The organism is Nonomuraea zeae (assembly GCF_005889725.1).
Classification (GTDB): Bacteria; Actinomycetota; Actinomycetes; order Streptosporangiales; family Streptosporangiaceae; genus Nonomuraea; species Nonomuraea zeae.
Genome location: NZ_VCKX01000056.1, coordinates 17,878 through 43,688, shown reverse-complemented (window position 1 = coordinate 43,688; position 25,811 = coordinate 17,878). Strand labels below are relative to the sequence as shown.

At 70.7% G+C, this 25,811-nt stretch carries 24 protein-coding genes; 13 read left to right on the top strand and 11 right to left on the bottom strand.

Features of this window, described 5'->3' with window-relative positions:
- Window positions 1–59 precede the first annotated feature (59 nt).
- The 3 genes from recO (at window position 60) to ETD85_RS19815 (ending at window position 3,322) form a co-directional block, all read left to right on the top strand.
- Window positions 60–794 carry a DNA repair protein RecO gene (recO, locus tag ETD85_RS19825; RefSeq protein ID WP_138691225.1) on the top strand — a complete coding sequence of 245 codons (735 nt, stop codon included), beginning with the start codon at window positions 60–62 and terminating at the stop codon, window positions 792–794.
- Window positions 791–1,564 (top strand): isoprenyl transferase, encoded by a 774-nt coding sequence (locus tag ETD85_RS19820; RefSeq protein WP_138691224.1) that lies wholly within the window; start codon window positions 791–793, stop codon window positions 1,562–1,564. Before recO ends, ETD85_RS19820 begins: the two co-directional genes overlap by 4 nt.
- A gap of 159 nt (window positions 1,565–1,723) precedes the next feature.
- Window positions 1,724–3,322 carry an ABC transporter permease gene (locus ETD85_RS19815; RefSeq protein WP_138691223.1) on the top strand — a complete coding sequence of 533 codons (1,599 nt, stop codon included), beginning with the start codon at window positions 1,724–1,726 and terminating at the stop codon, window positions 3,320–3,322.
- Window positions 3,323–3,329: 7 nt separating this feature from the next.
- Here the strand turns inward: ETD85_RS19815 and ETD85_RS19810 are convergent, their stop codons facing one another.
- Window positions 3,330–3,857 (bottom strand): CGNR zinc finger domain-containing protein, encoded by a 528-nt coding sequence (locus ETD85_RS19810; protein WP_338087153.1) that lies wholly within the window; start codon window positions 3,855–3,857, stop codon window positions 3,330–3,332.
- 92 nt (window positions 3,858–3,949) lie between these two features.
- On the opposite strand from ETD85_RS19810, the gene ETD85_RS19805 reads away from it, so the two are divergent.
- Entirely contained in the window at window positions 3,950–4,867 is a 918-nt protein-coding gene (locus ETD85_RS19805) for a DMT family transporter (protein WP_170246751.1), read from the top strand.
- Here the strand turns inward: ETD85_RS19805 and ETD85_RS19800 are convergent.
- Genes ETD85_RS19800 through ETD85_RS19785 form a run of 4 tightly spaced genes read right to left on the bottom strand, consistent with a single transcriptional unit; the run spans window position 4,807 to window position 7,731 of the window.
- Window positions 4,807–5,196: a Fur family transcriptional regulator gene (locus ETD85_RS19800; RefSeq protein WP_138691221.1), complete on the bottom strand. Its 390-nt coding sequence runs from the start codon at window positions 5,194–5,196 to the stop codon at window positions 4,807–4,809. The two genes, ETD85_RS19805 and ETD85_RS19800, sit on opposite strands and share 61 nt — an antisense overlap.
- Window positions 5,193–6,065: a metal ABC transporter permease gene (locus tag ETD85_RS19795; RefSeq protein WP_138691236.1), complete on the bottom strand. Its 873-nt coding sequence runs from the start codon at window positions 6,063–6,065 to the stop codon at window positions 5,193–5,195. The genes ETD85_RS19800 and ETD85_RS19795 overlap by 4 nt, the downstream gene beginning before the upstream one ends.
- Window positions 6,065–6,844 (bottom strand): metal ABC transporter ATP-binding protein, encoded by a 780-nt coding sequence (locus ETD85_RS19790; RefSeq protein ID WP_138691220.1) that lies wholly within the window; start codon window positions 6,842–6,844, stop codon window positions 6,065–6,067. Before ETD85_RS19790 ends, ETD85_RS19795 begins: the two co-directional genes overlap by 1 nt.
- A complete protein-coding gene (locus tag ETD85_RS19785) occupies window positions 6,841–7,731 on the bottom strand; it encodes a metal ABC transporter substrate-binding protein (protein WP_240779254.1) in 891 nt (296 codons plus the stop codon). Before ETD85_RS19785 ends, ETD85_RS19790 begins: the two co-directional genes overlap by 4 nt.
- A gap of 188 nt (window positions 7,732–7,919) precedes the next feature.
- Between ETD85_RS19785 and ETD85_RS19780 the strand changes: the two genes are divergently transcribed.
- Together ETD85_RS19780 and ETD85_RS19775 are read left to right on the top strand one after the other, a co-directional pair.
- The gene (locus ETD85_RS19780; RefSeq protein ID WP_138691219.1) at window positions 7,920–8,792 is read left to right on the top strand and encodes an N-acyl homoserine lactonase family protein; all 873 of its coding nucleotides are present in this window, start codon (window positions 7,920–7,922) and stop codon (window positions 8,790–8,792) included.
- Window positions 8,779–9,231: a MarR family winged helix-turn-helix transcriptional regulator gene (locus tag ETD85_RS19775; protein WP_138691218.1), complete on the top strand. Its 453-nt coding sequence runs from the start codon at window positions 8,779–8,781 to the stop codon at window positions 9,229–9,231. Before ETD85_RS19780 ends, ETD85_RS19775 begins: the two co-directional genes overlap by 14 nt.
- Window positions 9,232–9,310: 79 nt before the next feature.
- On the opposite strand, the gene fdhD is transcribed toward ETD85_RS19775, so the two are convergent.
- From fdhD to ETD85_RS19750, 5 genes are read right to left on the bottom strand one after another with little or no spacing between them, the layout of a single operon-like run.
- The gene (gene fdhD / locus ETD85_RS19770) at window positions 9,311–10,171 is read right to left on the bottom strand and encodes a formate dehydrogenase accessory sulfurtransferase FdhD (RefSeq protein ID WP_138691217.1); all 861 of its coding nucleotides are present in this window, start codon (window positions 10,169–10,171) and stop codon (window positions 9,311–9,313) included.
- Between the two features lie 29 nt (window positions 10,172–10,200).
- Entirely contained in the window at window positions 10,201–11,043 is an 843-nt protein-coding gene (locus tag ETD85_RS19765; protein WP_138691216.1) for a 2Fe-2S iron-sulfur cluster-binding protein, read from the bottom strand.
- Entirely contained in the window at window positions 11,040–12,857 is a 1,818-nt protein-coding gene (locus ETD85_RS19760; RefSeq protein WP_138691215.1) for an NAD(P)H-dependent oxidoreductase subunit E, read from the bottom strand. The genes ETD85_RS19765 and ETD85_RS19760 overlap by 4 nt, the downstream gene beginning before the upstream one ends.
- A 4-nt stretch (window positions 12,858–12,861) precedes the next feature.
- Entirely contained in the window at window positions 12,862–14,763 is a 1,902-nt protein-coding gene (locus tag ETD85_RS19755; protein ID WP_138691214.1) for a molybdopterin oxidoreductase family protein, read from the bottom strand.
- A gap of 38 nt (window positions 14,764–14,801) precedes the next feature.
- Window positions 14,802–15,779 (bottom strand): 2-dehydropantoate 2-reductase, encoded by a 978-nt coding sequence (locus ETD85_RS19750; RefSeq protein WP_138691213.1) that lies wholly within the window; start codon window positions 15,777–15,779, stop codon window positions 14,802–14,804.
- 146 nt (window positions 15,780–15,925) lie between these two features.
- Here ETD85_RS19750 and ETD85_RS19745 point away from each other — a divergent pair, with 146 nt between their 5' ends.
- From ETD85_RS19745 to ETD85_RS19715, 7 genes are all read left to right on the top strand, one after another.
- Window positions 15,926–17,293 (top strand): molybdopterin molybdotransferase MoeA, encoded by a 1,368-nt coding sequence (locus ETD85_RS19745; protein ID WP_276617234.1) that lies wholly within the window; start codon window positions 15,926–15,928, stop codon window positions 17,291–17,293.
- A 91-nt stretch (window positions 17,294–17,384) separates the two neighbouring features.
- Window positions 17,385–19,055 (top strand): thiamine pyrophosphate-binding protein, encoded by a 1,671-nt coding sequence (locus ETD85_RS19740; protein ID WP_138691211.1) that lies wholly within the window; start codon window positions 17,385–17,387, stop codon window positions 19,053–19,055.
- A 12-nt stretch (window positions 19,056–19,067) separates the two neighbouring features.
- Window positions 19,068–20,291, top strand: coding sequence for a formyl-CoA transferase (frc, locus tag ETD85_RS19735; protein WP_138691210.1), 1,224 nt, complete (start codon window positions 19,068–19,070; stop codon window positions 20,289–20,291).
- Window positions 20,291–22,420 carry an acetate--CoA ligase family protein gene (locus ETD85_RS19730; RefSeq protein ID WP_138691209.1) on the top strand — a complete coding sequence of 710 codons (2,130 nt, stop codon included), beginning with the start codon at window positions 20,291–20,293 and terminating at the stop codon, window positions 22,418–22,420. Before frc ends, ETD85_RS19730 begins: the two co-directional genes overlap by 1 nt.
- Window positions 22,421–22,505: 85 nt before the next feature.
- Window positions 22,506–23,996, top strand: coding sequence for an Nramp family divalent metal transporter (locus ETD85_RS19725; RefSeq protein ID WP_240779252.1), 1,491 nt, complete (start codon window positions 22,506–22,508; stop codon window positions 23,994–23,996).
- Window positions 23,996–24,487: a hypothetical protein gene (locus ETD85_RS19720; protein ID WP_138691208.1), complete on the top strand. Its 492-nt coding sequence runs from the start codon at window positions 23,996–23,998 to the stop codon at window positions 24,485–24,487. Before ETD85_RS19725 ends, ETD85_RS19720 begins: the two co-directional genes overlap by 1 nt.
- 11 nt (window positions 24,488–24,498) lie before the next feature.
- Entirely contained in the window at window positions 24,499–25,473 is a 975-nt protein-coding gene (locus tag ETD85_RS19715; protein ID WP_138691233.1) for a TerC family protein, read from the top strand.
- 96 nt (window positions 25,474–25,569) lie between these two features.
- On the opposite strand, the gene ETD85_RS19710 is transcribed toward ETD85_RS19715, so the two are convergent.
- Window positions 25,570–25,752 carry a hypothetical protein gene (locus tag ETD85_RS19710; RefSeq protein ID WP_138691207.1) on the bottom strand — a complete coding sequence of 61 codons (183 nt, stop codon included), beginning with the start codon at window positions 25,750–25,752 and terminating at the stop codon, window positions 25,570–25,572.
- Between the last annotated feature and the right edge of the window lie 59 nt (window positions 25,753–25,811).

Genomic DNA, 25,811 nt, shown 5'->3' with positions numbered 1-25,811 from the left:
CCAGAGCATGCCCGTAACGTCCCGACCGCCGGTATAGAGAGCGGCCGTAAGATGTCCGAGTGAGTCTCTACCGTGACGAAGGCGTGGTTCTGCGTACACAGAAGCTCGGAGAGGCCGACCGTATCATCACCATCCTGGCAAAGCGGACGGGGAAGATCCGGGCCGTGGCGAAAGGTGTCCGCCGGACGACCTCGCGCTTCGGGGCCAGGCTTGAGCCGTTCACGCACGTCGACCTGCAGCTCCACACCGGGCGTACGCTCGACGTCGTCACTCAGGCGGAGACGCTCAGACCTTACGGGGAGGCGCTGGCCGCCGACTATCCCCGCTACACCGCCGGCAGCGCCATGCTGGAGACGGCCGACCGGCTGACGCACGGGGAGAAGGAGCCGGCGCTGCGGCAGTTCCTGCTGCTGGTGGGCGGGCTGCGCACGCTGGCCGACCGCGATCACGAGGCCAGGCTCGTGCTGGACGCGTATTTCCTGCGCTCGCTGGCCGTGGCCGGCTACGCCCCCGCGCTGGACGCCTGCGCCAAGTGCCGGGCGCCGGCGATCAGGGCGTTCGCCATCGTGGCCGGCGGCGTCGTGTGCGGGGCCTGCAAGCCGGCCGGCTCGGCCGTTCCCGCCGGAGAGACGATCGGGCTCATGACCGCGCTGCTGCGCGGCGACTGGGCCGCCGCCGACGCTTCGGAGTCACGCCATCGCAGCGAGTGCAGCGGGCTCGTGGCCGCATATCTGCAATGGCACCTCGAACACGGAATACGCTCTCTCCGACACGTGGAAAGGGAGCCTGTGTGAACGTACGACCTCCGACCCCGCACCCGTCGGGCGCGACCCCGCCGCCGATCCCGCGCGAGCTGGTGCCCGATCATGTCGCCATCATCATGGACGGCAACGGCCGCTGGGCAAAGGCGCGGGGCCTGCCGCGCACCGAGGGGCACAAGGCGGGGGAGTCCTCGCTGTTCGACGTCATCGAAGGGGCTCTGGAGCTGGGCATCCCCTACCTGAGCGCGTTCGCGTTCTCGACCGAGAACTGGCGGCGCTCGCCCGACGAGGTGCGCTTCCTCATGGGCTTCAACCGCGACGTGATCAGGCGGCGGCGCGACGAGCTCAACGCCATGGGCGTGCGCGTACGGTGGGCCGGCCGCCCCGGGCGGCTGTGGAAGAGCGTCATCTCCGAGTTGCAGACGGCCGAGGAGATGACGGTCTCCAACCGCAAGCTGACGTTGCAGTTCTGCGTCAACTACGGCGGGCAGGCCGAGATCGTCGACGCGGCGGTCAAGCTGGCCGAGGACATCGTGGCGGGGCGGGTCAAGCCGTCCAAGGTCAACGAGAAGGTGTTCGCCCGCTATCTGGACGAGCCGGAGATCCCGCCGGTGGACCTGTTCCTGCGCTCGTCAGGCGAGCAGCGCTTCTCGAACTACCTGCTGTGGCAGTCGGCGTACGCGGAGATGGTCTTCCTCGACCGGCTGTGGCCCGACTTCGACCGCAGGGACCTGTGGGAGGCGTGCGAGACGTACGCCAAGCGCGACCGCCGCTACGGCGGCGCGATCCCCAACCAGGTCTAGCCTGCCGCTCTCCTGCGTTCCGGGGATTCCGCCTGGACTATTGACTATACGCGGGTATAGCTTGCTATCCATACGAATAGCGAGCTGTACACGCGAATAGGAGATGATGGCGGTGCGGTCTCCAAGAAGAGCCAGGCTGACACGTGCGGAGGCGGCCGGATGAGCGCCTTCGCGGGCACCGGCCACCTCGTCCGCCTGGCCCTGCGCCGCGAGCGCGCCATCGCCCCCTGGTGGATCCTGCTGACCGTGTCCCTGGCCCTGGTGATGGTCTCCTACGTCGAACGGGCCATGGGCACCCCGGAGCTCAAGGCGACCTACGTCGACCTCATCAGCACGAACGCCTTCCTGCGCGCCCTCGGCGGCGGCACCCCCGAGCCCCGGCTGGAGGTGCTCGCGACGTGGCGCAGCGGCGGGTTCCTGTACGTGGCGAGCGCGTTCGCGGCCCTCATGTCGGTCGTGCGGCACACCCGCAGGGAGGAGGACGCGGGCAGGAGCGAGCTGGTCCGCGCCGGCGTGGTGGGCCGCCGCGCGCCGCTGACCGCCGCCCTGCTGGTGGCGGGCGGCCTCAGCCTGCTCGGCGGGGTGCTGACCGGCGCCGTGCTGATCGCGATCGGGTTCGACCCGGTCGGGTCGATCGCGTACGGGGCCGCCATCACGGTCGCGGGCTGGGTGTTCGCGGCCGTCGCCGCGCTCGCCGCCCAGCTGGCCAAGAACGCCCGCACGGCCTCGGCGATCGCCCTGTCGGTGCTCGGCGCCTCCTACGTGATGCGGTACGCGGGCGACGCCGCCGGGCAGTACTGGCTGAAGGACCTGTCACCCATCGGGTGGAGCCATTTGGTCCAGGCGTACCAGGGCGAGCGCTGGTGGATGCTCGGCGTCTCCGTGCTGGCCGCCGGGCTCCTGGGCGCGCTGGCCTACCGGCTGCTCGACCGCCGCGACCTCGGCTCGGGGCTGCTGCCCGAGCGCCTGGGCAAGGCGGAGGCGGCCGAGCTGCGCGGCCCGGTCAGCCTGGCCTGGCGGCTGCACCGCGGGCTGCTGGTCAAGTGGGCGGCCGGGGTCGCGTGCTTCGCCGCGGCCGGAGCCGGGCTGAGCCCCCTGAGCAAGGACCTGCTCTCGCGGCCGAGCATCGTGGTCGAGAACATCATGAGCGTCCTCGGCGTGTCCGCCGAAGCGGCCCTCGGGGCCTACTCGTGGTACCTGATCCTGATCCTCGCCTACGCCGTGGCGCTCTATCCGGTGCTCATGACGTTGCGGCTGCGGTCGGAGGAGGTCTCGGGCCGGGCGGAGGCCGTACAGGCCACGCCGCTGACCCGCCTGCGGTGGGCGGCCGGGCACCTGGTGGTCACAGGGCTCGGCACGGCGGCGCTGATGGCGGTGGCGGGGCTGGTCTTCGGCACGGTGTACGCACTGCTCGTCGGCGACCTCGGCGCCGACCTGCCGCGCTTCCTGGCCGGGGCGATGAGCACCGTGCCGGCGGCCTGGTGCGTGGGCGCGGTCTGCGTGCTCGCCTACGGGCTGCTGCCCCGGGCGAGCGTGGCGATCTCCTGGGTCGTGTGGCTCCTGACCGCCGCGTCGGGGCAGGTCGCCGGCCCGTTGTACGGGCTGTGGGGCGGGAGCCCGCTGGAGCCGTTCCACTACGTCCCGAACGCGCTGATCGGGGCGTCGTCGGCCGTGCCGTCCGCCCTGACCCTGACGGCGCTCGCGGCGCTGCTCATGGGCGGCGGCCTGCTCGCCCTGCGCCGCCGCGACTTCGGCTGACGGGCGCTCAGGCCCGGCGGCGGGCGCGGTAGGCGGCCACGTGCATCCGGTTCCCGCACGTACGGCTGTCGCAGTAGACGCGCGACCGGTTGCGTGACTCGTCGACGAAGACGCGGTCGCAGTCGGGCGCCGAGCACGTGCGCAGGCGCTCCATCTCCCCTTCGACCAGCAGGTGCGCCAGCGCCACCCCGCAGTCGGCCGCCACGTGCTCGGCCAGCGTCGCGTCCGCCGCGAAGTAGTGGACGTGCAGCGGGTGGCCGTCGTGCTCCGTGAGCCTCGGCGTGATCCTGGTCTCCGACAGCAGCGCGTTCAGGGTGCGTACGGCGCTCGGCTGGTCGGGCGCGACGAAGACGCGGTGGAACGCCTCGCGGACGAGCCGCACCTGCCCCAGGTCGCGGGCGGTGAGCGCGCCGATGCCGCTGATCTGGTGGGAGTGCACGAACGCCTGGAGATCGGCCAGGGTGGCCAGGCCGTCGTCGCCGCCGGTGGACGGCGAGGTGTTGACCAGCTCGACAACGGTGGCCAAAGAATGCACCATGTCATGGCCAAACGGCATGTTGACTCCTGTCCGCTCCGGGTCCTAGCGTGGTCGCAGCGTATCTCCTGCGCGGGTATCCGGGGGTTTCCATGAGTGCACATCGGCGTATCGTGCTGATCGCGATCGCCGGGGCACTGATCATCTCCACCTCCGCGCCCCTGGTCCGGCTCTCTGGTGTATCGCCGGCCACGTCCGCCTTGTTCCGCTGCGCGTACGCCGTGCCGCCCATGCTCGTGCTGGCCTGGCTGGAGCGGCGCCGGCTCGGGCCGCTGCCGGTCAAGGGGATGGTGCTGGGCTGGCTGGCCGGGGTGGTCTTCGCGTTCGACCTGCTCTTCTGGCACCACGCGATCGACTACGTGGGCGCGGGCCTGGCGACCGTGCTGGGCAACCTGCAGGTGTTCATCGTGGCGTTCGCCGCCTGGGCGCTGTTCAGCGAGCGGCCCTCGTCACGGCTGATGGTGGCGACGCCCGTCGTGTTCGCCGGGGTGGTGCTGATCTCCGGCGTCTTCGACAGCGCCGCCTACGGGCGCGATCCGGTCATGGGCGTGCTCGCCGGCGTGGCCACGTCGATCGCGTACGCGGCGTTCCTGTTGCTGTTGAAGGCCGGCCCGCAGCGGGCGGTGGGGCCGCTGGCGCACGCGACGGTCGTCGCCACCGTGCTGATCGCGCTGCTCAGCCCGATGTTCGGGGGAGCGGACCCGGCGCCGAGCTGGCCCGCGCACGGCTGGCTGCTGCTGCTCGCGCTGGGGCCGCAGGTGCTCGGCTGGTCGCTGATCACGTATTCGCTGCCGCGCCAGCCCGCCGCGCTCACCGCGCTGCTGCTGCTGGTGCAGCCCATGACGACCGTGGCGCTGTCGACGCTGCTGCTCGACGAGCGCCCGTCACTGCCGCAGCTCGCCGGGTGCGCGGTGATCGTGCTGGGCGTGTTGTACGGCTCTCGCCGCGCTCAGCCCGCCCTGACCGTCGACGAGCAGGACGAGCAGGTGCCGAAGACCTCGACCGTGTGAGTGATCTCGGTGAAGCCGTGCTCGGTGCCGACCATCTCCGCCCAGCGCTCGACCGCGGGCCCGGCCACCTCCACGGTGTGCCCGCAGCGGCGGCAGACCAGATGGTGGTGATGGCTGTCGGTGGCGCACGCGCGATAGACGGACTCGCCCTCGTCCGTGCGCAGCACGTCGACCTTGCCCCCGTCGGCCAGCGCCTGCAGGGCGCGGTAGACGGTGGTCAGGCCGATCTTGGCGCCGTGCAGGCGCATCTCGGCGTAGACGTCCTGGGCGCTGCGGAAGCCCTCACTGTTGCGGAGGGTGTCGTGCACGGCATCGCGCCTCGTGGTCATGCGACCTCCTCGACGCGCAGCTTTGGTCGCTCGCTCACTGTTGACTCCTGGATACGGGCTCGCCGTACGAATTTACCGACCCCGAGGGCCAGGACGAAGCCGGCGAGCGCAAGAAGCACGATCGCGGCGCCAGGAGGAACCTTAGCCGAGTACGTGGAGGCCAGCAGCCCGCCGACGGACGCGAGCACGCCGAACAGCACCGCCAGTGCCATCGTCGAACGAAAACCCCTGGTGAGCTGCTGGCTGGTGGCCACCGGGATCACCATGAGCGCACTGACCAGCAGCAGGCCGACCACCCGCATGGCGATGACGACCGTGAGCGCGGCCGTGACGGCGATCAGCAGGCTCAGGAAGCGCACCGGCAGGCCGCTGGCCCTGGCCATCTCCTCGTCCTGGCAGAGCACGAACAGCTCCCTGCCGAAGATCAGGACCACCGCGATCACGGCGACGGCCAGCGCCCCGATGACCCAGATGTCCTGCGGAGTGACGCTGGCGATGGCGCCGAACAGGTAGGAGTTCAGCTTCGCGTTGCTGCCGCCCGGCGCGATGCCCATGAGCATGACGCCGCCCGCGATCCCGCCGTAGAACAGCAGCGCCAGCGCCACGTCACCGCTCGTCCGGCCGCGCGCCCTGACCAGCTCGATCGCCACCGCGCCGACGACGGACACGATCACGGCGGTCAGGACGGGGGCCGTCCCGGTCAGGAAGCCCAGCGCCACGCCGGTCAGCGCGATGTGGCCGACGCCGTCGCCCAGCAGCGCCAGCCGGCGCTGCACGATGAACGTCCCCACGGCGGGCGCGCACAGCCCCACCAGGAGCGCGGCGACCAGCGCGAGCTGGAAGAGCTCCTCCTGCAACAGCTCGAAGATCACCGTGGTTCCCCCTGCCAGCCAGTGAGCGGTCCCGCCGTCGTCTCGGTGGCGTGCGGGTGCTGGTGTTCGTGTCCGGGCCTGGCGCACTCGCCTTCCGGCCGCGGCGGCCTGCCGTCGTGCGCGACGCGTCCCTCGCGGATCACCACGCCGCGCGTGATGACCGGCTCCAGCGGGCCGAGCTCGTGCGCGACCAGCACGACCGTCTTGCCGTCACGCACCAGCCCGGAGAGCGTGTCGGCGAGCAACTGCTGGGTCTCGGCGTCCACGCCCGCCGTGGGCTCGTCCATCACGTATGTGTCCGGCTCCCCGGCCAGCGCGCGGGCGATGAGCACCCGCTGCTGCTGGCCGCCGGACAGCGACTGGACGGGGTCACCGGCGCGGTCGGCCAGCCTGACGGCCTCCAGCGCGGACGAGACCGCCGCCTTGTCGGCCGCGCTGGTCCTGCGCAGCCTGCTCTGCCTGGCGATGCGGCCGGAGGCGACGACCTCGCGGACGGTCGCGGGCACGCCGCCGCCGACCTGGAGCCGCTGCGGCACGTAGCCGATGCGCCACCAGTCGCGGAACTTGCCGGGCGGCGAGCCGTACATGAGGGTCTTGCCGCCGGTCAGCGGCGTGAGGCCGAGCAGCGCGCGGACCAGGGTGGACTTGCCGGAGCCGTTGGCGCCCAGGAGGGCGACGACCTCCCCGGGACATACGGTCAGGTCGATCCCCCGAAGGACGGGCTTGCCATCGAAGGAGACCCGGCCGTCGGTCATCGCGAAGGCCGTTTCGTTCATGCCGTACACCCCAGTGCTGTTTGTAGGGTTTTGAGGTTATCGCGCATGGCAGACAGGTAATCGCCGGAGGGCTTGCTCTCCAGCGGGTCGAGCACCGCCGTCCTCGCCCCGACCTGGCTCGCGAGCACTTCGGCCACCTTGGGGCTGACCAGGGTCTCGGTGAAGATCGTGGTCACGCCCTCGGCCTTGGCGACCTTGGCCACCTCGGAGATGCGCGTGGGGGAGGGCTCGGTGTCGGGGTCGAGCGTGATGCCGACCTGCTTGAGCTGGTAGCGGTCGGCCAGATAGCCGAACGCCTCGTGCGCGGTGACCAGCGTCTTGGTCTTGCACGTGCTCAGGCCCTTGGCGAACTCCTGGTCGAGCGTGCCGAGCGCGCTCACTGCCGCGGCGGCGCGGTCCTTGAAGCCCTGCGCGTGCGCGGGGTCGGCGGCGGCCAGGCGCTCGCCGAGCTTGGTGGCGACGGTGGCCAGGCGGTTTGGGTCGAGCCAGAGGTGGGTGTCATAAGGCGTCTCCGCGTGGCCGTGCTCCTCGCCCTCCTCGCCGGCGTGCTCGCCCGCGGGGATGGTGGTGACGGCGGTCGCGGCGTCGAAGCTCGTCTCCGCCTCGACCGCGTCGTCCACGGCGGGCTGGATGCCCTTGATGTAGACGGTCAGCGCGGCGTCGCGGATGCCGGTCACCTGCTGGATGCCCAGCTCCAGGTCGTGCGGCTCCACGCCGGGAGCGGTCAGTCCCGTCACCTGCACATCGGATCCGCCCACCTGCTCGGCCAGCCACTGCAGCGGGTAGAACGCGGCGACCACTTCGGGTTTGTCGCCCTGCCCTGGGGGAGTCTCAGCGGCACCGGAGCCACAGGCGGCGGTGGTGAGCAGGGTGGCTCCGGCCAGCAAACCGGCAGCACACGACCGGGAAAATCCTGACATCATGTGAGTCAGTATGCGCCAAAATGAAAACGGTTGTCAAAATCTCCCGCCGCGGCCCGGGGTTTGCGGGGCGACCACCGGGCGCTGAGCCGAAGGGGTGACCTGCTTCACCGCTATTAGTTGACACGACATATATGTCGTGTAATGTAATCGCCATGGCAATCAAGAAGGTCTCCGTAGTGAGCACCGGCACCGTGACCATCCACCCCGAGCACGTCCAGGCCTCGGGCAAGCCGCTCTACTGGTGGGTCATGACGTCGCGGCGGTGGACCGTCCCCCGTCCCATCAACGTGTACGTGATCGAGCACGACAACGGCCTGGTGCTGTTCGACACCGGCCAGGATCGGTCGTCGGTCACCGACCCGCGCTACTTCCCGGGCGGGCCGGTCGGGCTGTTCTACAAGCGCCTGGCCCGGTTCGAGATCGACGCGGATCAGACCCTCACCGCCCAGCTGGCGGCCCGGGGTCTCGACATCGCCGACGTGCGGACCGCGATCATCTCCCACCTGCACCAGGATCACATCGGCGGGCTGCGCGAGCTGGCCCACGCCGAGATCATGGTGAGCGCGCAGGAGTGGGCCACGCTCCACGAGGCCCGCCCCGAGCTGCGCGGGCTGCTGCGCGACCACATCGACCTTCCCGGGCTGCGCCTGCGCCATCCCGGCTTCCGGCCCGTGCCCGGCATCGCCCCCTTCACCGAAGGCCACGACCTGTTCGGTGACGGGTCGCTGGTGCTGGTGCCCACGCCCGGCCACACCCCGGGCTCGGTGTCCCTGCTCGTCCGGCGGCCGGGCCGCGACCCGCTGCTGATGGTCGGCGACCTCACCTACGACGACCACCTGCTGCGGGAGGGGCACCTCGCGGGGGTCGGCGAGCAGAACGAGCTGCGCGCCAGCACCGCGCTGGTCAACGAGTTCCGCCGCCGTAACCCCGGGCTGAGGATCCTGGCCGCCCACGACCCCGGAGCGGCCGCCGCCCTTGCCGCCGCGGAGGGTATTGGTGAGAGTGCCGCGTATGCGTCCCGCTGAGGAGTTCCGTTACCTGGTGCTGGCCGCCCAGCGTGAGGGCAACCGGCTGCTCGGGCAGGCGCTCAAGCCGCTGGGCGTCACCTCGTCCCAGGCCGAGGTCCTCCGCCTCCTCCAGGACCGCCAGCCCCTCACCCTGTCCGGCCTCGGGGACCTGCTCGTCTGCGAGAGCGGCAACAGCCCCAGCCGCCTCGTCGAACGGCTCGTCCAGGCCGGTCTCGTCCGCCGCCAGACCCTCGAACACGACCGCCGCCACATCGAGCTCACCCTCAGCCAGGAGGGACAGGAGCTCGCTCGCCGGATCGCCGCGATCGAGGACGACCTCTACGCCGCCATCGACGCCCTGGACGCCGACCTCGAACCGGCCATGGCCGCCCTGCGGGCCTTCGTGCGGGACCTTCCCTCAGGGCAGGCCCTCGCCCGGCGGGTCGGGGACGCGTGAGCGGGCGCGGCGTTGAGCTGGAAACAGGGGACGCCATACGGCGGCTGGGGGCCAGCGCGGCCGTACGGCATCCCTGTTGTCACCCCGTGCTCTGAGCGGCGGCTGAGCCGTAGCCGCCGCTCGGGGTGACGTTCAGGCGCCGCTCGCCCGTGTAGACGTTCATCGAATCCCCGCGCAGGAACCCGATGAGCGTCAGCCCCTCTTCAGCGGCCAGTTCGGCCGCGAGCGAGGACGGCGCCGAGACCGCGGCGAGCACGGGGACGCCGCCCATGACCGCCTTCTGGACCAGCTCGAACGACGCCCGTCCCGACACCATCAGCACGGTGCCGCGCAACGGGAGCCGGTCGTTCCTGAGCGCCCAGCCGAGCAGCTTGTCCACCGCGTTGTGCCGGCCCACGTCCTCCCGCACGCACAGCGGCTCGCCGTCCGCCGTGAACAGCCCGGCCGCGTGCAGCCCGCCCGTCCGGTCGAACACCCGCTGGGCCGCACGCAGCCGGTCGGGGAGCGCGGCGACGACCGACTGCGTCAGCCGGACCGGGTCGTCGCCGGCGCTCCACCGGGCCACGGTGCGCACCGCCTCCAGCGACGCCTTGCCGCAGACGCCGCAGGAGGAGGTGGTGTAGAAATTACGCGGCTCCGGCGCCGGCACGCCGGGCGCCAGCCGCACGTCCAGGACGTTGTAGGTGTTGCCGTCGTCCACCGTCGCGCCCGCGCAGTAGCGGATCGTGGCGATGTCGTCGGGCGAGCCCACCGCGCCCTCGCTGACCAGGAACCCGGCGGCGAGGTCGAAGTCGTCGCCGGGGGTGCGCATGGTGACGGTCAGCGGCGTGCCGTCGAGCCGGATCTCCAGCGGCTCCTCGGCGGCCAGCGAGTCGATCCTGCGCGTGCGGGCGGTGTCCTTGACGCGCAGGATGTGCCGCTTGACGGTGACCCTAGACACCGGGCCCGCCGTTCCGCCGGGCCGTCGGGCTACACATAGCCGTACCCGAAGCGGCCCTTGACGCACAGGTTGCCCTTGGTGACCGGGTTGTCGTGCGGCGAGGACACCTTGACGATCTTGTTGTCCTGCACGTGCAGGGTCAGGTTGCAGCCGACCCCGCAGTAACTGCAGATCGTCGTGGTCTCCGTCTGCCGCGTCTCGTCCCAGGTGCCCTCGGCCCGCATGTCGAACTCGGTCTTGAACGACAGCGCCCCCGTCGGGCACACCTCGACGCAGTTGCCGCAGTAGACGCAGGCCGAGTCGGTGAGCGGGGCGTCGAACTCCGTGGAGATCGTCGAGTCGAAGCCCCGGCCGGCGACGGCGATGGCGAAGGTGTTCTGCCACTGGTCGCCGCAGGCGTCCACGCACTTGTAGCACATGATGCACTTGCTGTAGTCGCGTACGTAGAGGTCGTTGTCCACCTTCGCGGGCTGCTCGACGGTGGCCGCGCCGGGGCCGAACCTGGCGGGGTCGGCGCCGTACTCGGCGACCCATTCGGCGGCCCTGGGCGTGGTCGACAGGTCCACCGAGGAGCCGAGCAGCTCCAGCACCACCTTGCGGCTCTGCCTGGCCCGGTCGGTGTCCGTGCCGACCTTCATGCCGGCCTCGGCCTTCCTGGAGCAGGCGGGCGCCAGGGTCCTCGCGCCCTCCACCTCCACGACGCAGACGCGGCAGGCGTTCTTCGGGGTGAGCGTGTCGCCGTAGCAGAGGGTCGGGATGTCCTTCCCGGCCGCCGAGCAGGCGTCGAGGATGGTCGAGCCTTCCGGCACGCGGACGGCCTCGCCGTCGATCTCGACGTCGATGAGCCGCCGGGGCGGCTGGAGCGGGATCATTTGAACACTCCCAGGCGGTCGATGGCCGATTCGACGGCGTTCCAGGCGGTCTGTCCGAGGCCGCAGATCGAGGCGTCGCGCATGGTCTGGCCGACCTCGCGCAGCAGCACGAGATCGCTCTGATCGACCCGGCCCGACAGCCGGTGCAGGGCCTCCTCCTGGCGTACGGTGCCCACCCGGCAGGGCACGCACTGGCCGCAGGACTCGTCGCGGAAGAACTCCGCGATGCGCAGCAGGAGCCGCTTCAGGTCCACGGTGTCGTCGATGACGAGCACCACGCCGGAGCCGAGCGTCGCCCCCGCGCTCCTGGTGCCCTCGAAGGTGAGCGGGATGTCCAGGTCGGTGACGAACGCGCCGGCCGCGCCGCCGAGCAGCACCGCCCTGGTCGTGCCGGTGGTCCCGGCCAGCTCCAGCAGCTCCCGCAGGGTGGCGCCGAACGTGAGCTCGTACACGCCGGGCCGCTCGACCGCGCCGGAGACGCAGAAGAGCTTGGGCTCGGCCGCCGCGTACGCCTGCGCGCCGCCCTCCAGGATCGGCAGCACGTTGACCAGGGTCTCCACGTTGTTGACCACCGTCGGCTTGCCGAACAGGCCCTTCTCCACGGGGAACGGCGGCTTGCTGCGCGGCTCGCCGCGGTGGCCCTCGATGGAGTTGAAGATCGCGGTCTCCTCGCCGCAGATGTACGCGCCCGCGCCTCTTCGCAGCTCGATGTCGAACGACAGGCCCTTGCCGAGGATGTCGTCGCCGAGCAGCCCGCGGGAGCGCGCGGTGGCGATGGCGTGCTGGAGCCGGGCGGTCGCCCGGGGATATTCGCCCCTGATGTAGAGGTATCCCTTGGCGCAGCCCGTGGCGTAGGCGGCGATCGTCATGGCCTCGACCAGCGCGTACGGGTCGCCCTCCATGATGACCCGGTCCTTGAACGTGCCAGGCTCGCTCTCGTCGGCGTTGCACACCAGATAGTGCGGATGGTCGGGCTGCCGGGCGGTCGCCTCCCACTTGCGGCCGGTCGGGAAGGCCGCGCCGCCCCTGCCGACCAGGCCGGAATCCAGCACCTCGCGGATCACCCCGGCGGGCCCGAGCTCGAACGCCCTGCGCAGGGCGCTGTAGCCGCCGGCCGCCCGGTAGGCGTCCAGGCTCGTGGGATCGACCGTGCCGACCCGCCGCAGCAGCGTCAGGCCGGGCTGCCCGGCCTGCGGCACCGCCTTGGCGACCGGCGCGTCCCCGGCCACGTCGAGCCGCGGCGTGCTGCCGTTGGGGCTCGGCGCGGTGGCGACGGCGTCGGCGGCGGTGCTGACCATGCTGTCGGGGTTCGCCGGGGCGTACACCTGGGCCTTGGGCGGGAGGCCGGCCTGGAGGGCGAGCGCGGCCGGGGCCCGCTCGCACAGGCCGAGGCAGGGGCTCTCGTGCCAGGACGTGCCCGGCGGGCCGAGCCGCTCCTCGACCTGGTCGCGTACGCGCTGTGCGCCCTTGGCCTGGCAGGCCAGGTCGGTGCAGACGTGCAGCACCCGCTCGGGGCGCGGCTCCATGGAGAACAACGAGTAGAAGGTGGCCACGCCGTACGCCTCCGCCGGCGGCACGGTGAGCCGCCGGCAGATGTATTCGAGCGCGCCCTCGCTGATCCACCCGATCCGGTCGTTGACCGCGTGCAGCGCGGGCAGCAGCAGGTCGCGGGCGGACTCGGACTTGGCGGCCGAGCGCAGGTCGGCGTCGGTCCTCGTACCGCCGTCCCAGGCGGTGGCGGGCGCACCCAGCAGGGCGTCGACCGCCGCGCGCTCCTCCTCGGACGGCTCAGCGCCACGGAATCTCAAATCCATCTGATCACCCGGCCTTGACGAGCTTCTCGACGCGTACGGCCGCCGCCTTGAACTCCGCCGTGCCCGCGATCGGGCAGGTCGCCTCGATGGTGAGGGAGTTGGTGTCCACGTCGTCGGGGAAATGCATGGTCATGAACACCAGCCCGGGCCGCAGCGCGGGGTCGATGTACACCGGCGCGATCACCGAGGCGCGCCGCGAGCTGATCCGCACCTCTTCGCCCGCGACCAGACCGAGGCGCTCGGCGTCCTCCGGGCACAGCTCGACGGTCTCGCCACGGCGCAGGGGCGAGGCGAACCCCGACGACTGCACGCCGGTGTTGTAGGAGTCGAGCCGGCGGCCGGTGGTCAGCCGCAGCGGATACTCCTCGTCCAGCAGGTCCACCGGCGGCGAGTGCCGCAGCACCGCGAACGGCGCCGGCGTGCCCCGCCGGACCGGGTCGCTCTCCCACAGCCGCCCGTGCAGGTAGGGCGGCTCCAGGGAGTCCTCCGACGGGCAGGGCCACTGGATGCCCTGAAGATCGGTCAGCCGCTGGTAGGTCATGCCCGCGTGCTGGGGGGACAGGGCGCGCAGCTCGTTCCAGACCTCTTCCGCGCCGTCGTAGTGCCAGTCGTGGCCGAGCCTGCGGGCCAGCTCGCACATGATCCAGATGTCGTCGCGGGCCTCGCCCGGCGGCTCCAGGGCCTTGCGCACCCGCTGGACCCGGCGCTCGCTGTTGGTGAACGTGCCGTCGGCCTCGCACCACGCGGCGCTGGCCGGCAGCACGACGTCGGCCATCTGGGCGGTCTTGGTGAGGAAGATGTCCTGCACGACGAGGTGGTCGAGCATGGACAGGCGCTTGATGCAGGCGAGCGAGTCGGCCTCGGACTGCACGGGGTTCTCACCGATCAGGTAGCAGGTGGTCACCTCGCCGTCGGCCATTCCCTCCAGCATCTGGGTCAGGTTGCGCCCGTACCTGGGCTGGATCTCCTTGCCCCACACGCCCTCGAAGCGCTCCCTGACGCCCGGGTCGAGGAGGTCCTGGAAGCCGGGCAGCCGGTTGGGGATGGCGCCCATGTCGCCGCCGCCCTGCACGTTGTTCTGGCCGCGTAACGGCGACAGGCCCGAGCCGTAGCGGCCGACGTGGCCGGTCAGCAGGGACAGGTTGATCAGCGCTCGTACGTTGTCCGTCGCGTTGTGGTGCTCCGTGATGCCGAGCGTCCAGCAGAGCTGGGCGCGGTCGGCGCGGGCGTAGGCGTGGGCCAGCTCCCGGATGGCCGCCCCCGGCACGCCGGTGACCTGCTCGGCGGCGCTGAGCGTCCACGGCTCGACCGACGCCTTGAACTCCTCGAAGCCGGTGGTGGCGCGCTCGATGAACTCCTCGTTGTGCAACCCGGCGTGGATGATCTCGCGGGCCACCGCGTGGGCGAGCGGGATGTCGGTGCCCACGTTGAGCCCCAGCCACAGATCGGCCCACTGGGCGGTGCCGGTGCGCCGCGGGTCCACCGCGAACATCCGCGCGCCCTTGCGGATCCCCTTCAACACGTGCTGGAAGAAGATGGGGTGGGCGTTGCGCGCCGCTGAGCCCCACATCACGATCACGTCGGTGTCCTCCACCTCCTGGTAGGAGGAGGTGCCGCCACCGCTGCCGAACACCGCCGACAACCCCGCCACGCTGGGCGCGTGACAGGTGCGGTTGCAGGAGTCCACATTGTTGGTGCCGATCACCACGCGGGTGAACTTCTGCCCGACGTAGTTCATCTCGTTGGTGGAACGGGCGCACGACAGCATCGCGAAGCTGTCGGGGCCGTGTCTGGCGACGTTGCGGCGAAAACCCTCGGCCGCTCGCTCCAGCGCTTCGTCCCACGTCGCCTCGCGCAGCACGCCGTTCTCGCGCACCAGTGGATGGGTCAGGCGGTCATAGCTCATGATCCCTCCATTCTGTATACAGACTACGGTATTCCCAGCTAGACCGCGCGGACAAGGTTCTCGTTCAGCAGATCGCTGACCGCGTGGATCGCACGCAGCGTCGGCACGTCGGCGCCGGTCAGGTCGGCCAGCTCGACCACCGCGGCCAGCAGCACGTCCAGTTCCAGCGGCTTGCCCTTCTCCAGGTCCTGAAGTGTGGAGGTCTTGTGCTCGCCCGCCTTCTCCGCGCCCCGCAGCCGGCGCTCGATCGAGATCCCCGGATCGCAGCCGACCCGCCGGGCCACCTCGACCGTCTCCCGCATCATGGCCACGACCAGCTCCCTGGCGCCGTCGTGGCGGCAGATCCCGGCCATGGTCGCCCTGGCCAGCGCGCTGATCGGGTTGAAGGCGATGTTGCCCATCAGCTTGATCCAGACGTCCCGGCGGAGATCGCGCTCCACCGGGCACTTGAGCCCGCCCGCGACGGCGGCCTCGCTGAAGGCGGTGCAGCGTACAGTCAGCTCGCCGGTCGGCTCGCCGATGGAGAAGCGGGTGCCTTCGAGGTGGCGGATCACGCCCGGTTCCTCGATCTCGGTGGCGGCGTAGACGACGCAGCCGATCGCGCGGTGCAGCGGCAGCGCGGCCGTGACCGCGCCGCCGGGATCGACGCTCTCGATGCGGTAGCCCTCGTGGGGGCCCTTGAGCCCGTGGAAGTACCACCAGGGGATGCCGTTCTGCGCGGCGATGATGCTCGTGGTCCCGTGCAGCAGCGGCTTGATCATGGGGCCGGACGCGGCGTAGCTGTTCGCCTTGAGGCCCAGGAAGACGTGGTCCACCGGACCGACCTGTGCGGGGTCGTCGGTGGCGTGGGGATGGGCGACGAAGTCGCCCCTGGGGGTGAGCACCCGCACACCGGCGCTACGGATCGCCTGCAGGTGCTGGCCTCTCGCGATGAGGTGCACCTCGACTCCCGCCCGGTGGAGGGCGGCCCCCACGTACGCGCCGATGGCGCCGGCGCCAAGAACAGCGACCTTCATGCTGCGCTCCGTTCTCGCGTCGGATTGTCAGTCCGGGTTTCCGTGACCTGGAGGCGGCTCGCTGATCGCGGCCCGCAATGGGTACTGGTCCCGTAACTCGCGAGGGCCGCCGGCCGCGGCCCATCGTCGTGCATTCGGTATACAGTATGGAAAAAAACGGGTCAAGGAGCGTGCCAGTGACCGATGTTCGGCATGATCCAGTGGTGGAAGCGATGTCATGGACCTCCGCGCGAGCGCTCGCGGCCGAGGCTGCCTGTCCGTTGGAACCCGTGCCGGTGCCCCTTGACGAGGCGCTCGGCTCCCGTCTGGCCGTGCCGTTGCGCGCCCTGGTCGCCGTGCCGGGGGCGGACGTGTCGGCGATGGACGGCTACGCCGTGGCGGGGGATGGCCCCTGGCGCGTGGTCGGGCGCGTGCTGGCCGGGGGCGCCGTGCACGCGGCGGAGCTGCGGCCGGGGGAGGCGGTGGAGATCGCCACCGGCGCCCCGGTGCCCGGCGGCGCCGAGGCGGTGGTCCCATGGGAGCGCGTCACGATCGCACCGGCCTCAGGCGGGTCGGCGTCAAGTGGTCCGGTTTCGGGTGGGCCGGTGTCGCGCATGCGGGCGGCGAGGGTTCCCGCATGGGGCGACGACGTCTGGATCGAGGGCGCCGTGGAGGTGGGGCGGCACATCCGGCGCAGGGGCGAGGACATCGCCGAGGGCGCTGTCGTGCTGGGCGCGGGCACGGTGGTGACGCCCGTGGCGCTCGGGCTGGCCGCGGGGCTCGGGCACGACGTGCTCCTGGTCCGCCCCAGGCCGCGCGTGACGGTGCTGGTCACCGGGGACGAGGTGGTCCAGCAAGGGCTCCCCGGGCCCGGACGCGTCCGCGACGCCATCGGGCCGTTCCTGCCCGGGCTGGTCGAGTGGGCCGGCGGCCGGATCGCCGGCACGCTCCGGCTCCCCGACGGCGCTCACCCCCTCCACGACGCCCTCGCCCTCCCATCCAGGCCCGCCACCGCGCCGCCCGGGCCTGCCAGCGCGTCGCCCGGGGCCGCCTTCGCGCCGGCCTCGGCGGCTGACGTGCTGGTCGTGTGCGGGGCCTCCGCGAAGGGGCCCGCCGATCACCTGCGGAAGGTGCTCGGCGACCTGGGTGCCGACGTGCTGATCGACGGCGTGGCCGTGCGGCCGGGCCACCCGCAGCTGCTGGCCAGGCTGCCGGGCGGGCGCCTGCTCGTGGGCCTGCCGGGGAACCCGTTCGCGGCCCTCGCCGCCGCCCTCACCCTGCTGGCCCCCATCCTGCGCGAGCTGGCCGGTACGCCGGTGCGGCACGAGGCGAGCGCCCTGGCCGGCGAGGTACGGGCGCACCCCCACGACACCCGCCTGGTCCCGGTACGGAGGTCGGGCCGGGGCGCCGTTCCCGTGGGCCACGACCGCCCGGGCTCGCTCTGGGGAGCGGCGCTGGCCGACGCCCTGGCCGCCGTCCCGCCGGGGTGGGCCGGTGAGCAGGTGGAGCTGATCGAGTTGCCCGCCGGGGTCTAGACAGGTCTGGCACGAGAGAGTAAGCATTGCGTTCATACGGTATGCAGTATGCGGAAGACAGTGGGCTCCGTTGCCAGGAAAGGGCGGCACGATGTCTGAAACGATCTCCGGCGGTCATCTCGTAGCGAAGGCGCTCAAGGCCGAGGGCGTGGACGTGATCTACACCCTCTGCGGCGGCCACATCATCGATATCTACGACGGCTGCGTCGATGAGGGCATCGAGGTCATCGACGTACGCCACGAGCAGGTGGCCGCGCACGCCGCGGACGGCTACGCGCGCATCACCGGCAAGCCCGGCTGCGCGGTGGTCACGGCGGGGCCGGGCACGACCGACGCGGTCACCGGCGTGGCCAACGCCTTCCGCGCGGAGAGCCCCATGTTGCTCATCGGCGGCCAGGGAGCGCTGAGCCAGCACAAGATGGGCTCGCTGCAGGACCTGCCGCACGTGGACATGATGACCCCGATCACCAAGTTCGCCGCGACGGTGCCCAGCACGGAACGGGTGGCCGATATCGTGTCGATGGCCTTCCGCGAGTGCTATCACGGCGCTCCCGGGCCGTCGTTCCTGGAGATCCCGCGCGACGTGCTCGACGCGAAGGTGCCGCTGGAGAAGGCGCGCATCCCCGAGCCCGGCCGCTACCGGGCCTCCACCAGGCAGGCCGGCGACCCGGAGGCGATCGAGCGGCTGGCCGATCTGCTGGCCCACGCGGAGAAGCCGTGCATCCTGCTCGGGAGCCAGGTGTGGACGTGCCGGGCGACGGACGCCGCCATCGACTTCGTCAGGGCGCTGAACGTGCCGGCGTACATGAACGGCTCGGGCCGCGGCACGCTCGCGCCGGGCGACCCGCACCACTTCCAGCTCAGCCGCAGGTACGCCTTCACCGAGGCCGACCTGATCATCATCGTCGGCACCCCGTTCGACTTCAGGATGGGCTACGGCAAGCGGCTCTCCCCGTCCGCGACGGTGGTCCAGATCGACCTCGACTACCGCACTGTCGGGAAAAATCGGGACATCGATCTGGGGATCGTGGGCGACGCCGGCCTCATCCTGGCGGCGGCGGCCCAGGCCGCCAGCGGCCGGATCGAGAGCGCCGCGGCCCGGCGCAAGGAGTGGATCGAGGAGCTGCGCGCGGTCGAGACGAAGGCGTACGAGAAGCGGCTGCCCCGCCAGCTCTCCGACGCCCAGCCCATCGACCCCTACCGCCTGGTCCACGAGATCAACGAGTTCCTGACCGAGGACACGATCTACATCGGCGACGGCGGTGACATCGTCACCTTCTCCGGCCAGGTCGTGCAGCCCAAGTCGCCCGGCCACTGGATGGACCCCGGCCCGCTCGGGACGCTCGGCGTCGGCATGGCCTTCGCGATGGCCGCCAAGCAGGCCAGGCGGGACAAGGAGGTGCTGTGCCTGTTCGGCGACGGCGCCTTCAGCCTGACCGGCTGGGACTTCGAGACCATGGTCCGCTTCGACCTGCCGTTCATCGGCGTCATCGGCAACAACTCCTCCATGAACCAGATCAGGTACGGCCAGGCCGCCAAGTACGGCGAGGACCGGGCCCGCGTCGGCAACACCCTGGGCGACATCCGCTACGGCGACTTCGCCAAGCTCCTGGGCGGCCACGGCGAGGAGGTGCGCGACCCCGCCGAGATCCGCCCCGCGCTCGAACGGGCCAGGGAGTCGGGCAAGCCCTCGCTGATCAACGTATGGGTCGATCCAGAGGTCTACGCCCCGGGGACCATGAACCAGACCATGTACAAGTAGGGGTTTCTCGACATGAAGGCTCTCGAAGGTGTCCGCGTCCTCGACATGACTCACGTCCAGTCCGGCCCCTCGGCCACCCAGCTGCTCGCCTGGCTCGGTGCCGACGTGGTCAAGCTGGAGGCCCCCACCGGCGACATCACCCGCCAGCAGCTCCGCGACGTGCCCGACGTCGACAGCCTCTATTTCACGATGCTCAACTGCAACAAGCGCAGCATCACCCTGAACATGAAGAGCGCGCGCGGCAAGGAGATCTTCACCGAGCTGGTGAAGAGCGCCGACGTCCTGGTGGAGAACTTCGGGCCGGGCGCGGTCGACCGCATGGGCTTCACCTGGGAGCGGCTCCAGGAGCTCAACCCCCGCCTGATCTACGCCTCGATCAAGGGCTTCGGCACCGGCAGGTACGCCAAGTTCAAGGCGTACGAGGTGATCGCGCAGGCGATGGGCGGCTCGATGAGCACCACGGGCTTCGAGGAGGGCCCGCCGCTGGCCACCGGGGCCCAGATCGGCGACTCGGGCACCGGGATCCACGCGGTCGCCGGCATCCTGGCCGCCCTCTACCAGCGCGAGCGGACGAGCCGCGGTCAGCGCGTACAGGTGGCCATGCAGCACGCCGTGCTGAACCTGTGCCGCGTCAAGCTGCGCGACCAGCAGCGGCTGACGCACGGCCCGCTGCGCGAGTACCCGAACAAGTCGTTCACCGACGAGGTGCCCCGATCGGGGAACGCCAGCGGCGGCGGCCAGCCCGGCTGGGCGGTGCGCTGCGCGCCCGGCGGCCCGAACGACTACATCTACGTGATCGTCCAGCCGGTCGGCTGGAAGCCGCTGTCGTCCATCATCGGCCGCCCCGAGCTGGCCGACGACCCCGAGTGGGCGACCCCCGAGGCCCGGCTGACCAAGCTGGACAAGATGTTCCAGCTCATCGAGGAGTGGACGATCCGCCACGACAAGTGGTCGGTGCTCGACCGGCTCAACGCCGAGAACATCCCCTGCGGGCCGATCCTGTCCACCAAGGAGCTGGTGGAGGACGAGTCGCTGCGCGACGAGGGCATCGTCGTCACGGTCGAGCACCCGGAGCGCGGCGAGTTCGTGACCGTCGGCAGCCCGCTGCAGCTGTCCGACTCGCCGGTGGACGTCGTCACCCCGCCCCTGCTCGGCGAGCACAACCACGAGATCTACGGCGAGCTCGGCGTCGGCACGGACGAGCTGGCCGAGCTGAAGACGAACGGAGTCATCTAGTGGCGACCACCAGCAGTGCGGTCCGGGAAGTCATCGAGAAGGCGCTCGCCGAAGGACGCACGGCGCTGACCGCGCCGGAGGGGCGCGGGCTGTGCCAGGCGTACGGCATCGCCACCCCCGGCGAAGGGCTGGCCACCTCGGCGGACGAGGCCGCGCGGCTGGCCGGGGAGATCGGCCTGCCGGTCGTGCTGAAGATCGTCTCGCCCGACATCCTGCACAAGACCGACGCCGGCGGCGTCCTCGTCGGCCTGAAGACCGAGGCGGAGGTGCGCGAGGGCTACGACCGGATCCTCGCCAACGTCCGCGCCCACGACCCGGACGCCAAGATCGACGGCATCCAGGTGCAGCAGCTCGTCGGCGGCGGCCACGAGGTGATCGTGGGCGCCGTCACCGACCCCACCTTCGGCAAGGTCATCGCCTTCGGCCTGGGCGGTGTCCTGGTTGAAGTACTCAAGGACGTGACCTTCCGGCTTGCCCCGGTTTCGGGTGATGATGCCCTTGCGATGCTGGACGACATCAAAGCGGCTGAGGTGCTGCGCGGTGTCCGTGGTGCCGCGCCCGTCAACCGGGCGGCGCTCGCAGGGCTGATCGAACGCGTCGGCAGGCTGGTCTCCGACTTCCCGGAGATCACCGAGGTGGACCTCAACCCCGTCTTCGCCGACGCGGACGGCGCGGTCGCCGCCGACGTGCGGATCCTCATCGGGGAGCCGCCCGCCGAGGTCGTCCGGCTGTCGCGCGAGGAGATCCTGCGGCAGATGACGCGGATCTTCAAACCGCGCTCGGTCGCCGTGATCGGCGCCTCCGCCGAAAGCGGCAAGATCGGCAACTCGGTCATGCGCAACCTCATCAACGGCGGCTACCAGGGGCAGATCTACCCGATCAACCCCAAGGCCGACGAGATCATGGGGCTGACCGCGTACAAGAGCGTCTCGGACGTCCCGGGCGACGTGGACGTGGCGGTGTTCGCGATCCCCGCCAAGTTCGTCGCGCCGGCGCTGGAGGAGGTCGGGCAGAAGGGCGTGGCGGGCGCGATCATGATCCCGTCGGGGTTCGCCGAGACCGGGAACGTCGAGGGCCAGAAGGAGATCGTCGAGATCGCGCGCCGGCACGGCGTGCGGATGCTCGGCCCCAACATCTACGGCTACTACTACACGCCGGAGAACCTCTGCGCGACGTTCTGCACCCCGTACGACGTCAAGGGCAGCGTGGCGCTGACCTCCCAGAGTGGCGGCATCGGCATGGCCATCCTGGGCTTCAGCCGCACCACCAAGATGGGCGTCTCCGCCATCGTCGGCGTCGGCAACAAGGCCGATGTGGACGAGGACGACCTGCTGACCTTCTTCGAGCAGGACGACAACACCAAGGCCGTGGCCATGCACCTGGAGGACCTCAAGGACGGGCGCGGCTTCGTCGAGGCCGCCCGCCGGGTCGTCAAGGAGAAGCCGGTCATCGTGCTCAAGGCCGGGCGCACCGCCATGGGCGCGCGGGCGGCCGGGTCGCACACCGGGGCGCTGGCCGGCGACGACAAGGTCTACGACGACATCCTGCGCCAGGCGGGGGTGGTGCGCGCGCCCGGGCTCAACGACATGCTGGAGTACGCCCGCGCGCTGCCGATCCTGCCCGCGCCCAAGGGCGAGAACGTCGTCATCATCACCGGGGCGGGCGGCTCGGGCGTGCTGCTGTCCGACGCCATCGTGGACGCCGGGCTGACCCTCATGGAGATCCCGGACGACCTGGACACGGCGTTCCGCGCGTACATCCCGCCGTTCGGCGCGGCGGGCAATCCCATCGACATCACCGGCGGCGAACCACCCTCGACCTACGAGAACACGGTCCGGCTGGGGCTGGCCGACGAGCGCATCCACGCGCTCGTCCTCGGCTACTGGCACACAATCGTGACGCCGCCGATGGTCTTCGCCGAGCTCATCGCCCGTGTGGTGGCTGAGGAGCGGGCGAAGGGCAACGTCAAGCCGGTCGTGGCGTCGCTCGCCGGCGACACCGAGGTTGAGGAGGCCAGCGAGTACCTGTTCGAGCATGGCGTGGTCGCATATCCGTACACGACTGAGAAGCCCGTGGCGGTCCTCGGTGCGAAGTACCGCTGGGCCAGGGCCGCCGGACTGCTGAGCTAAGAGCCGAGCGAAGCAGCCATCCAGGCGAGGGGGCTATTCGGGGCAGCGGACGAGAAAGGCAACAAACCCCCCAGGAGGTCCGTAGGTGGACACATCGAACACCCCACCGGCGACGGCCACGCCGCCGGTCGAGGATCAACGAGTATGGAAAGCGGGCCGGCTTGAGCCGATGCCCATCAGGAAGCTCCCCGACGCGCCCCCCTCGGTGCACATTCTCGGGCCGACGGTGTTCCTCGTCGCCCTGGGCGTGGGCATGGGCGAGTCGTACATGTGGCCCAGGCTGGTGCTGCTGTTCGGGCCCGAGATCAGGTGGCTGTTCCTGATCGGCGTCACCCTGCAGGCCGTGGTGATGCTGGAGATGGCGCGCTACGCCATGGCGACGGGGGAGAGCATCTTCTCCGGCGCGGCCAGGGTGTTCAAGCCGCTGATGTGGTTCTTCTTCATCGTGGCCATCGCCGTCTACATCTGGCCGGGGCACCTGTCGGCGGGAGCGGCCGCGTTCGAGGAGATAACCGGCATCCCCTGGATGGTGACCGCGATCGTCGGGCTGGTCCTCGTCGGCGTGGTCTTCACCCTGGCCAAGGTGATCTACAACCTGCTCGAAAACGTGCTGTCGCTGCTCATCGGCGCTCTCGTGCTCGGCACGTCGGTGGTCGCGGCGATGGTGGGCTCCTGGAGCGACGTGGCCTCCACGATCACCGGCATGTTCTCCTTCGGCTACCTGCCGTCAGAGGCGATGTCGGCGGCGTGGTTCCCCGTGATCGTCGGGGCGTGCGCGTTCGCCGGGCCGTCGGGCATGCAGCAGATGTGGTACACGCTGCACCTGCGTGACTCCGGCGCCGGCATGGGCGTGCACATCCCGAAGGTGCGCGGGCTGCGGCACGCGGGCGAGGAAGAGGAGATGCCCGCGCGCGGGTTCATGTTCGACACCGAGGACCCGGCCGAGATGGCCAAGTGGAAGGGCTGGCGGCGCTGGGTCACCTTCGACGCGTTGCTGCTGTTCTGGGGCATCACCATGCTCGTCACGATCTCCTTCACGGTGATCGCGCAGTCGGCGGTGCGGCAGAACCCGGCCGTGCGCACGGCCATCCAGGGTGACGACCGGGAGGTGGCGCTGAGCGCCATGTCCGACGCCGTCTCCTCGGCCGGCAGCTCTGTTCTCGGGGTCGTGTTCCTCGGGTTCATCGCGCTCATCGGACTGAACGCGACGCTGGGGCTGTTCGACTCCTTCTCCAGGGGACAGGCCGACATGACCTACAACTTCGTCCCCGGGGCGAAGAAGCTGGGCATGTCCCGCCTGTACGGCGTCTTCCTCTGGGGCGTGATCCTCTTCGGAATCCTGATCCTGCTGTTCGGGCCGGCCGACGGGCCCAGCGGGATCCTGGACACGCTGGCGTTCCTGTCGACGTTCGCGATGGGCGCGTACTGCGTGACGCTGCTCCTCGTGAACAACCGCATGCTGCCGAAACCGATCAGGCCCAAGTGGTGGACCAACGTGATCATCGGGTTCGGTGCGGTGTTCTACCTCGGCATGCTGTTCTACAGCCTGTTCGCCTACGGCGTGGTCGTGGGCTGATGGGCGGACGGCACAGCCTCGAACTCGCCCTGCCAGGGGCGTCGATCGGAGCCGTCGCCGGAGCCATGGCCGGTGGGCTGACCCTGTTCGCGGGGCAGCCCACCGGGATGGCCGCGCTGTCGGCCCTGGCGCTCGCCGTGCCGCTCGCCCTCTTCGGCGGTCTGTACGGCGTGCTCCTCGGCCACGGCGTGTTCCGGCCCGGCACCTTCGGGCCCGTCGGCCTCTACTGGCTGGTGGCCTTCCCCGTGGCCCGGCTCATGCAGGAGAGCCTGGTCGGCGTGGGCGGCCTGGCCGACGGCGTCCTGCCGTTCCTGGCCTTTCAGGTGATGGTGAGCCTCGGTTTCGCCATCGGCTTCCTCTGGATGCACGAACGCCTCATGCCGCACTGGCTCGTCCGCCGCGCCGGTGACAACCCGCTCGCAAGGGGGCTGCTCGACCACTATCTCCGCTTTGCCCAGATGATGCGTGCGCGGAAGGGAGCGCGTCGATGACGGTGCCGGCGATGGACCTGCCCCTGTGGATCTGGCTGGCCACGATCGGCGGATTCTGCGTCGTGCTCGCCTTCGACTTCTACCTCGTCGCCCGCAACCCGCACGAGCCCTCGTTCAAGGAGTGCGTGGGCTGGGTGTCGTTCTACGTGGGCCTGGCCGTGGCCTTCGGGATCGGCCTGCTGATCCTGTCGGGCCCCGCGCACGGAGGGGAGTTCTTCGCCGGCTGGATCACCGAGTACTCGCTCAGCGTGGACAACCTCTTCGTCTTCCTGCTGATCATGAGCAGGTTCAAGGTGCCGCGGGAGTACCGCCAGAAGGTGCTGCTCATCGGCATCATCCTGGCGCTGGTCATGCGCGGCGGCTTCATCGCCGCCGGGTCGGAGGCCGTCAACAGGTTCGACTGGCTCTTCTACGTCTTCGGCGCCTTCCTCGTCTACACCGCGTGGAAGCTGATCGGCCACGAGGACGAGGAGGCGGAGTTCTCCGAGAACGTCGCGCTGCGCGCGGTGCGCCGGGTGCTCCCCACCACGGACACCTACCACGGCGCCCGGCTCACCGTGCATCTCGGCCGGCGGATGGTCACGCCGATGCTGATCGTGATGGTCGCCATCGGGACCACCGACCTGCTGTTCGCGCTCGACTCGATCCCGGCCATCTTCGGGCTCACCAAGGAGCCCTACCTGGTGTTCACCGCCAACGCCTTCGCCCTCATGGGGCTGCGGCAGCTCTTCTTCCTCGTCGGCGGCCTGCTCGACCGGCTCGTCTACCTGAGCAAGGGGCTGTCGGTGGTGCTCGCCTTCATCGGCGTGAAGCTGATATTCGAAGCCCTGCACCACGACGGCGTGTCGTGGGCGCCGGAGATCCCGATCCTGGTCTCTCTCGGCGTCATCGTCGGCACCCTCGCCGTCACCACGGTGCTGAGCCTGCTCAAGTCGGCTCGCGACGCCAAGGCGAAGGAGGTGGAGCCGGAGCCTGCCGAGCGCTGACGGGCCGCCCTGCCGGGGCTGGCCGGCTGCTGGCGGGCGGACTCGTGACGGGCCTGCTGCTCAGCCGCGCGGGGGCGAAGACGCCCCTGCCGCGGCTCAGTGGCGCGGGCTCTTGTGCGGTGCGTCCTGGCCGGCGGCGGCCCACTCGCGCAGGTAGCGATCGGCGTCGTCGGCGGAGTAGTGCTTCTTGAGCGCGGTGCTCAGCCCGAGGCCGATGGCTCTGCCGTCCGCCGCCTGGCCCGCGGGATCACCGAGGAGAAAGCGGATGAACGCCTTCATGGTCATGCACCTCCTGTCTTCTCGGCTCCATCCTCTACCCGAGGTGTTTCGGAGCATGT

Excerpts from the sequence above, each read along its gene's own strand:
- ETD85_RS19815 (WP_138691223.1), top strand. The coding sequence starts at position 1,724 with ATGAGCGCCTTCGCGGGCACCGGCCACCTCGTCCGCCTGGCCCTGCGC.
- ETD85_RS19805 (WP_170246751.1), top strand. The coding sequence starts at position 3,950 with ATGAGTGCACATCGGCGTATCGTGCTGATCGCGATCGCCGGGGCACTG.
- ETD85_RS19800 (WP_138691221.1), bottom strand. The coding sequence starts at position 5,196 with ATGACCACGAGGCGCGATGCCGTGCACGACACCCTCCGCAACAGTGAG.
- ETD85_RS19790 (WP_138691220.1), bottom strand. The coding sequence starts at position 6,844 with ATGAACGAAACGGCCTTCGCGATGACCGACGGCCGGGTCTCCTTCGAT.
- ETD85_RS19780 (WP_138691219.1), top strand. The coding sequence starts at position 7,920 with ATGGCAATCAAGAAGGTCTCCGTAGTGAGCACCGGCACCGTGACCATC.
- ETD85_RS19775 (WP_138691218.1), top strand. The coding sequence starts at position 8,779 with ATGCGTCCCGCTGAGGAGTTCCGTTACCTGGTGCTGGCCGCCCAGCGT.
- ETD85_RS19765 (WP_138691216.1), bottom strand. The coding sequence starts at position 11,043 with ATGATCCCGCTCCAGCCGCCCCGGCGGCTCATCGACGTCGAGATCGAC.
- ETD85_RS19760 (WP_138691215.1), bottom strand. The coding sequence starts at position 12,857 with ATGGATTTGAGATTCCGTGGCGCTGAGCCGTCCGAGGAGGAGCGCGCG.
- ETD85_RS19755 (WP_138691214.1), bottom strand. The coding sequence starts at position 14,763 with ATGAGCTATGACCGCCTGACCCATCCACTGGTGCGCGAGAACGGCGTG.
- ETD85_RS19750 (WP_138691213.1), bottom strand. The coding sequence starts at position 15,779 with ATGAAGGTCGCTGTTCTTGGCGCCGGCGCCATCGGCGCGTACGTGGGG.
- ETD85_RS19745 (WP_276617234.1), top strand. The coding sequence starts at position 15,926 with ATGGAAAAAAACGGGTCAAGGAGCGTGCCAGTGACCGATGTTCGGCAT.
- ETD85_RS19740 (WP_138691211.1), top strand. The coding sequence starts at position 17,385 with ATGTCTGAAACGATCTCCGGCGGTCATCTCGTAGCGAAGGCGCTCAAG.
- frc (WP_138691210.1), top strand. The coding sequence starts at position 19,068 with ATGAAGGCTCTCGAAGGTGTCCGCGTCCTCGACATGACTCACGTCCAG.
- ETD85_RS19720 (WP_138691208.1), top strand. The coding sequence starts at position 23,996 with ATGGGCGGACGGCACAGCCTCGAACTCGCCCTGCCAGGGGCGTCGATC.
- ETD85_RS19715 (WP_138691233.1), top strand. The coding sequence starts at position 24,499 with ATGGACCTGCCCCTGTGGATCTGGCTGGCCACGATCGGCGGATTCTGC.
- ETD85_RS19710 (WP_138691207.1), bottom strand. The coding sequence starts at position 25,752 with ATGAAGGCGTTCATCCGCTTTCTCCTCGGTGATCCCGCGGGCCAGGCG.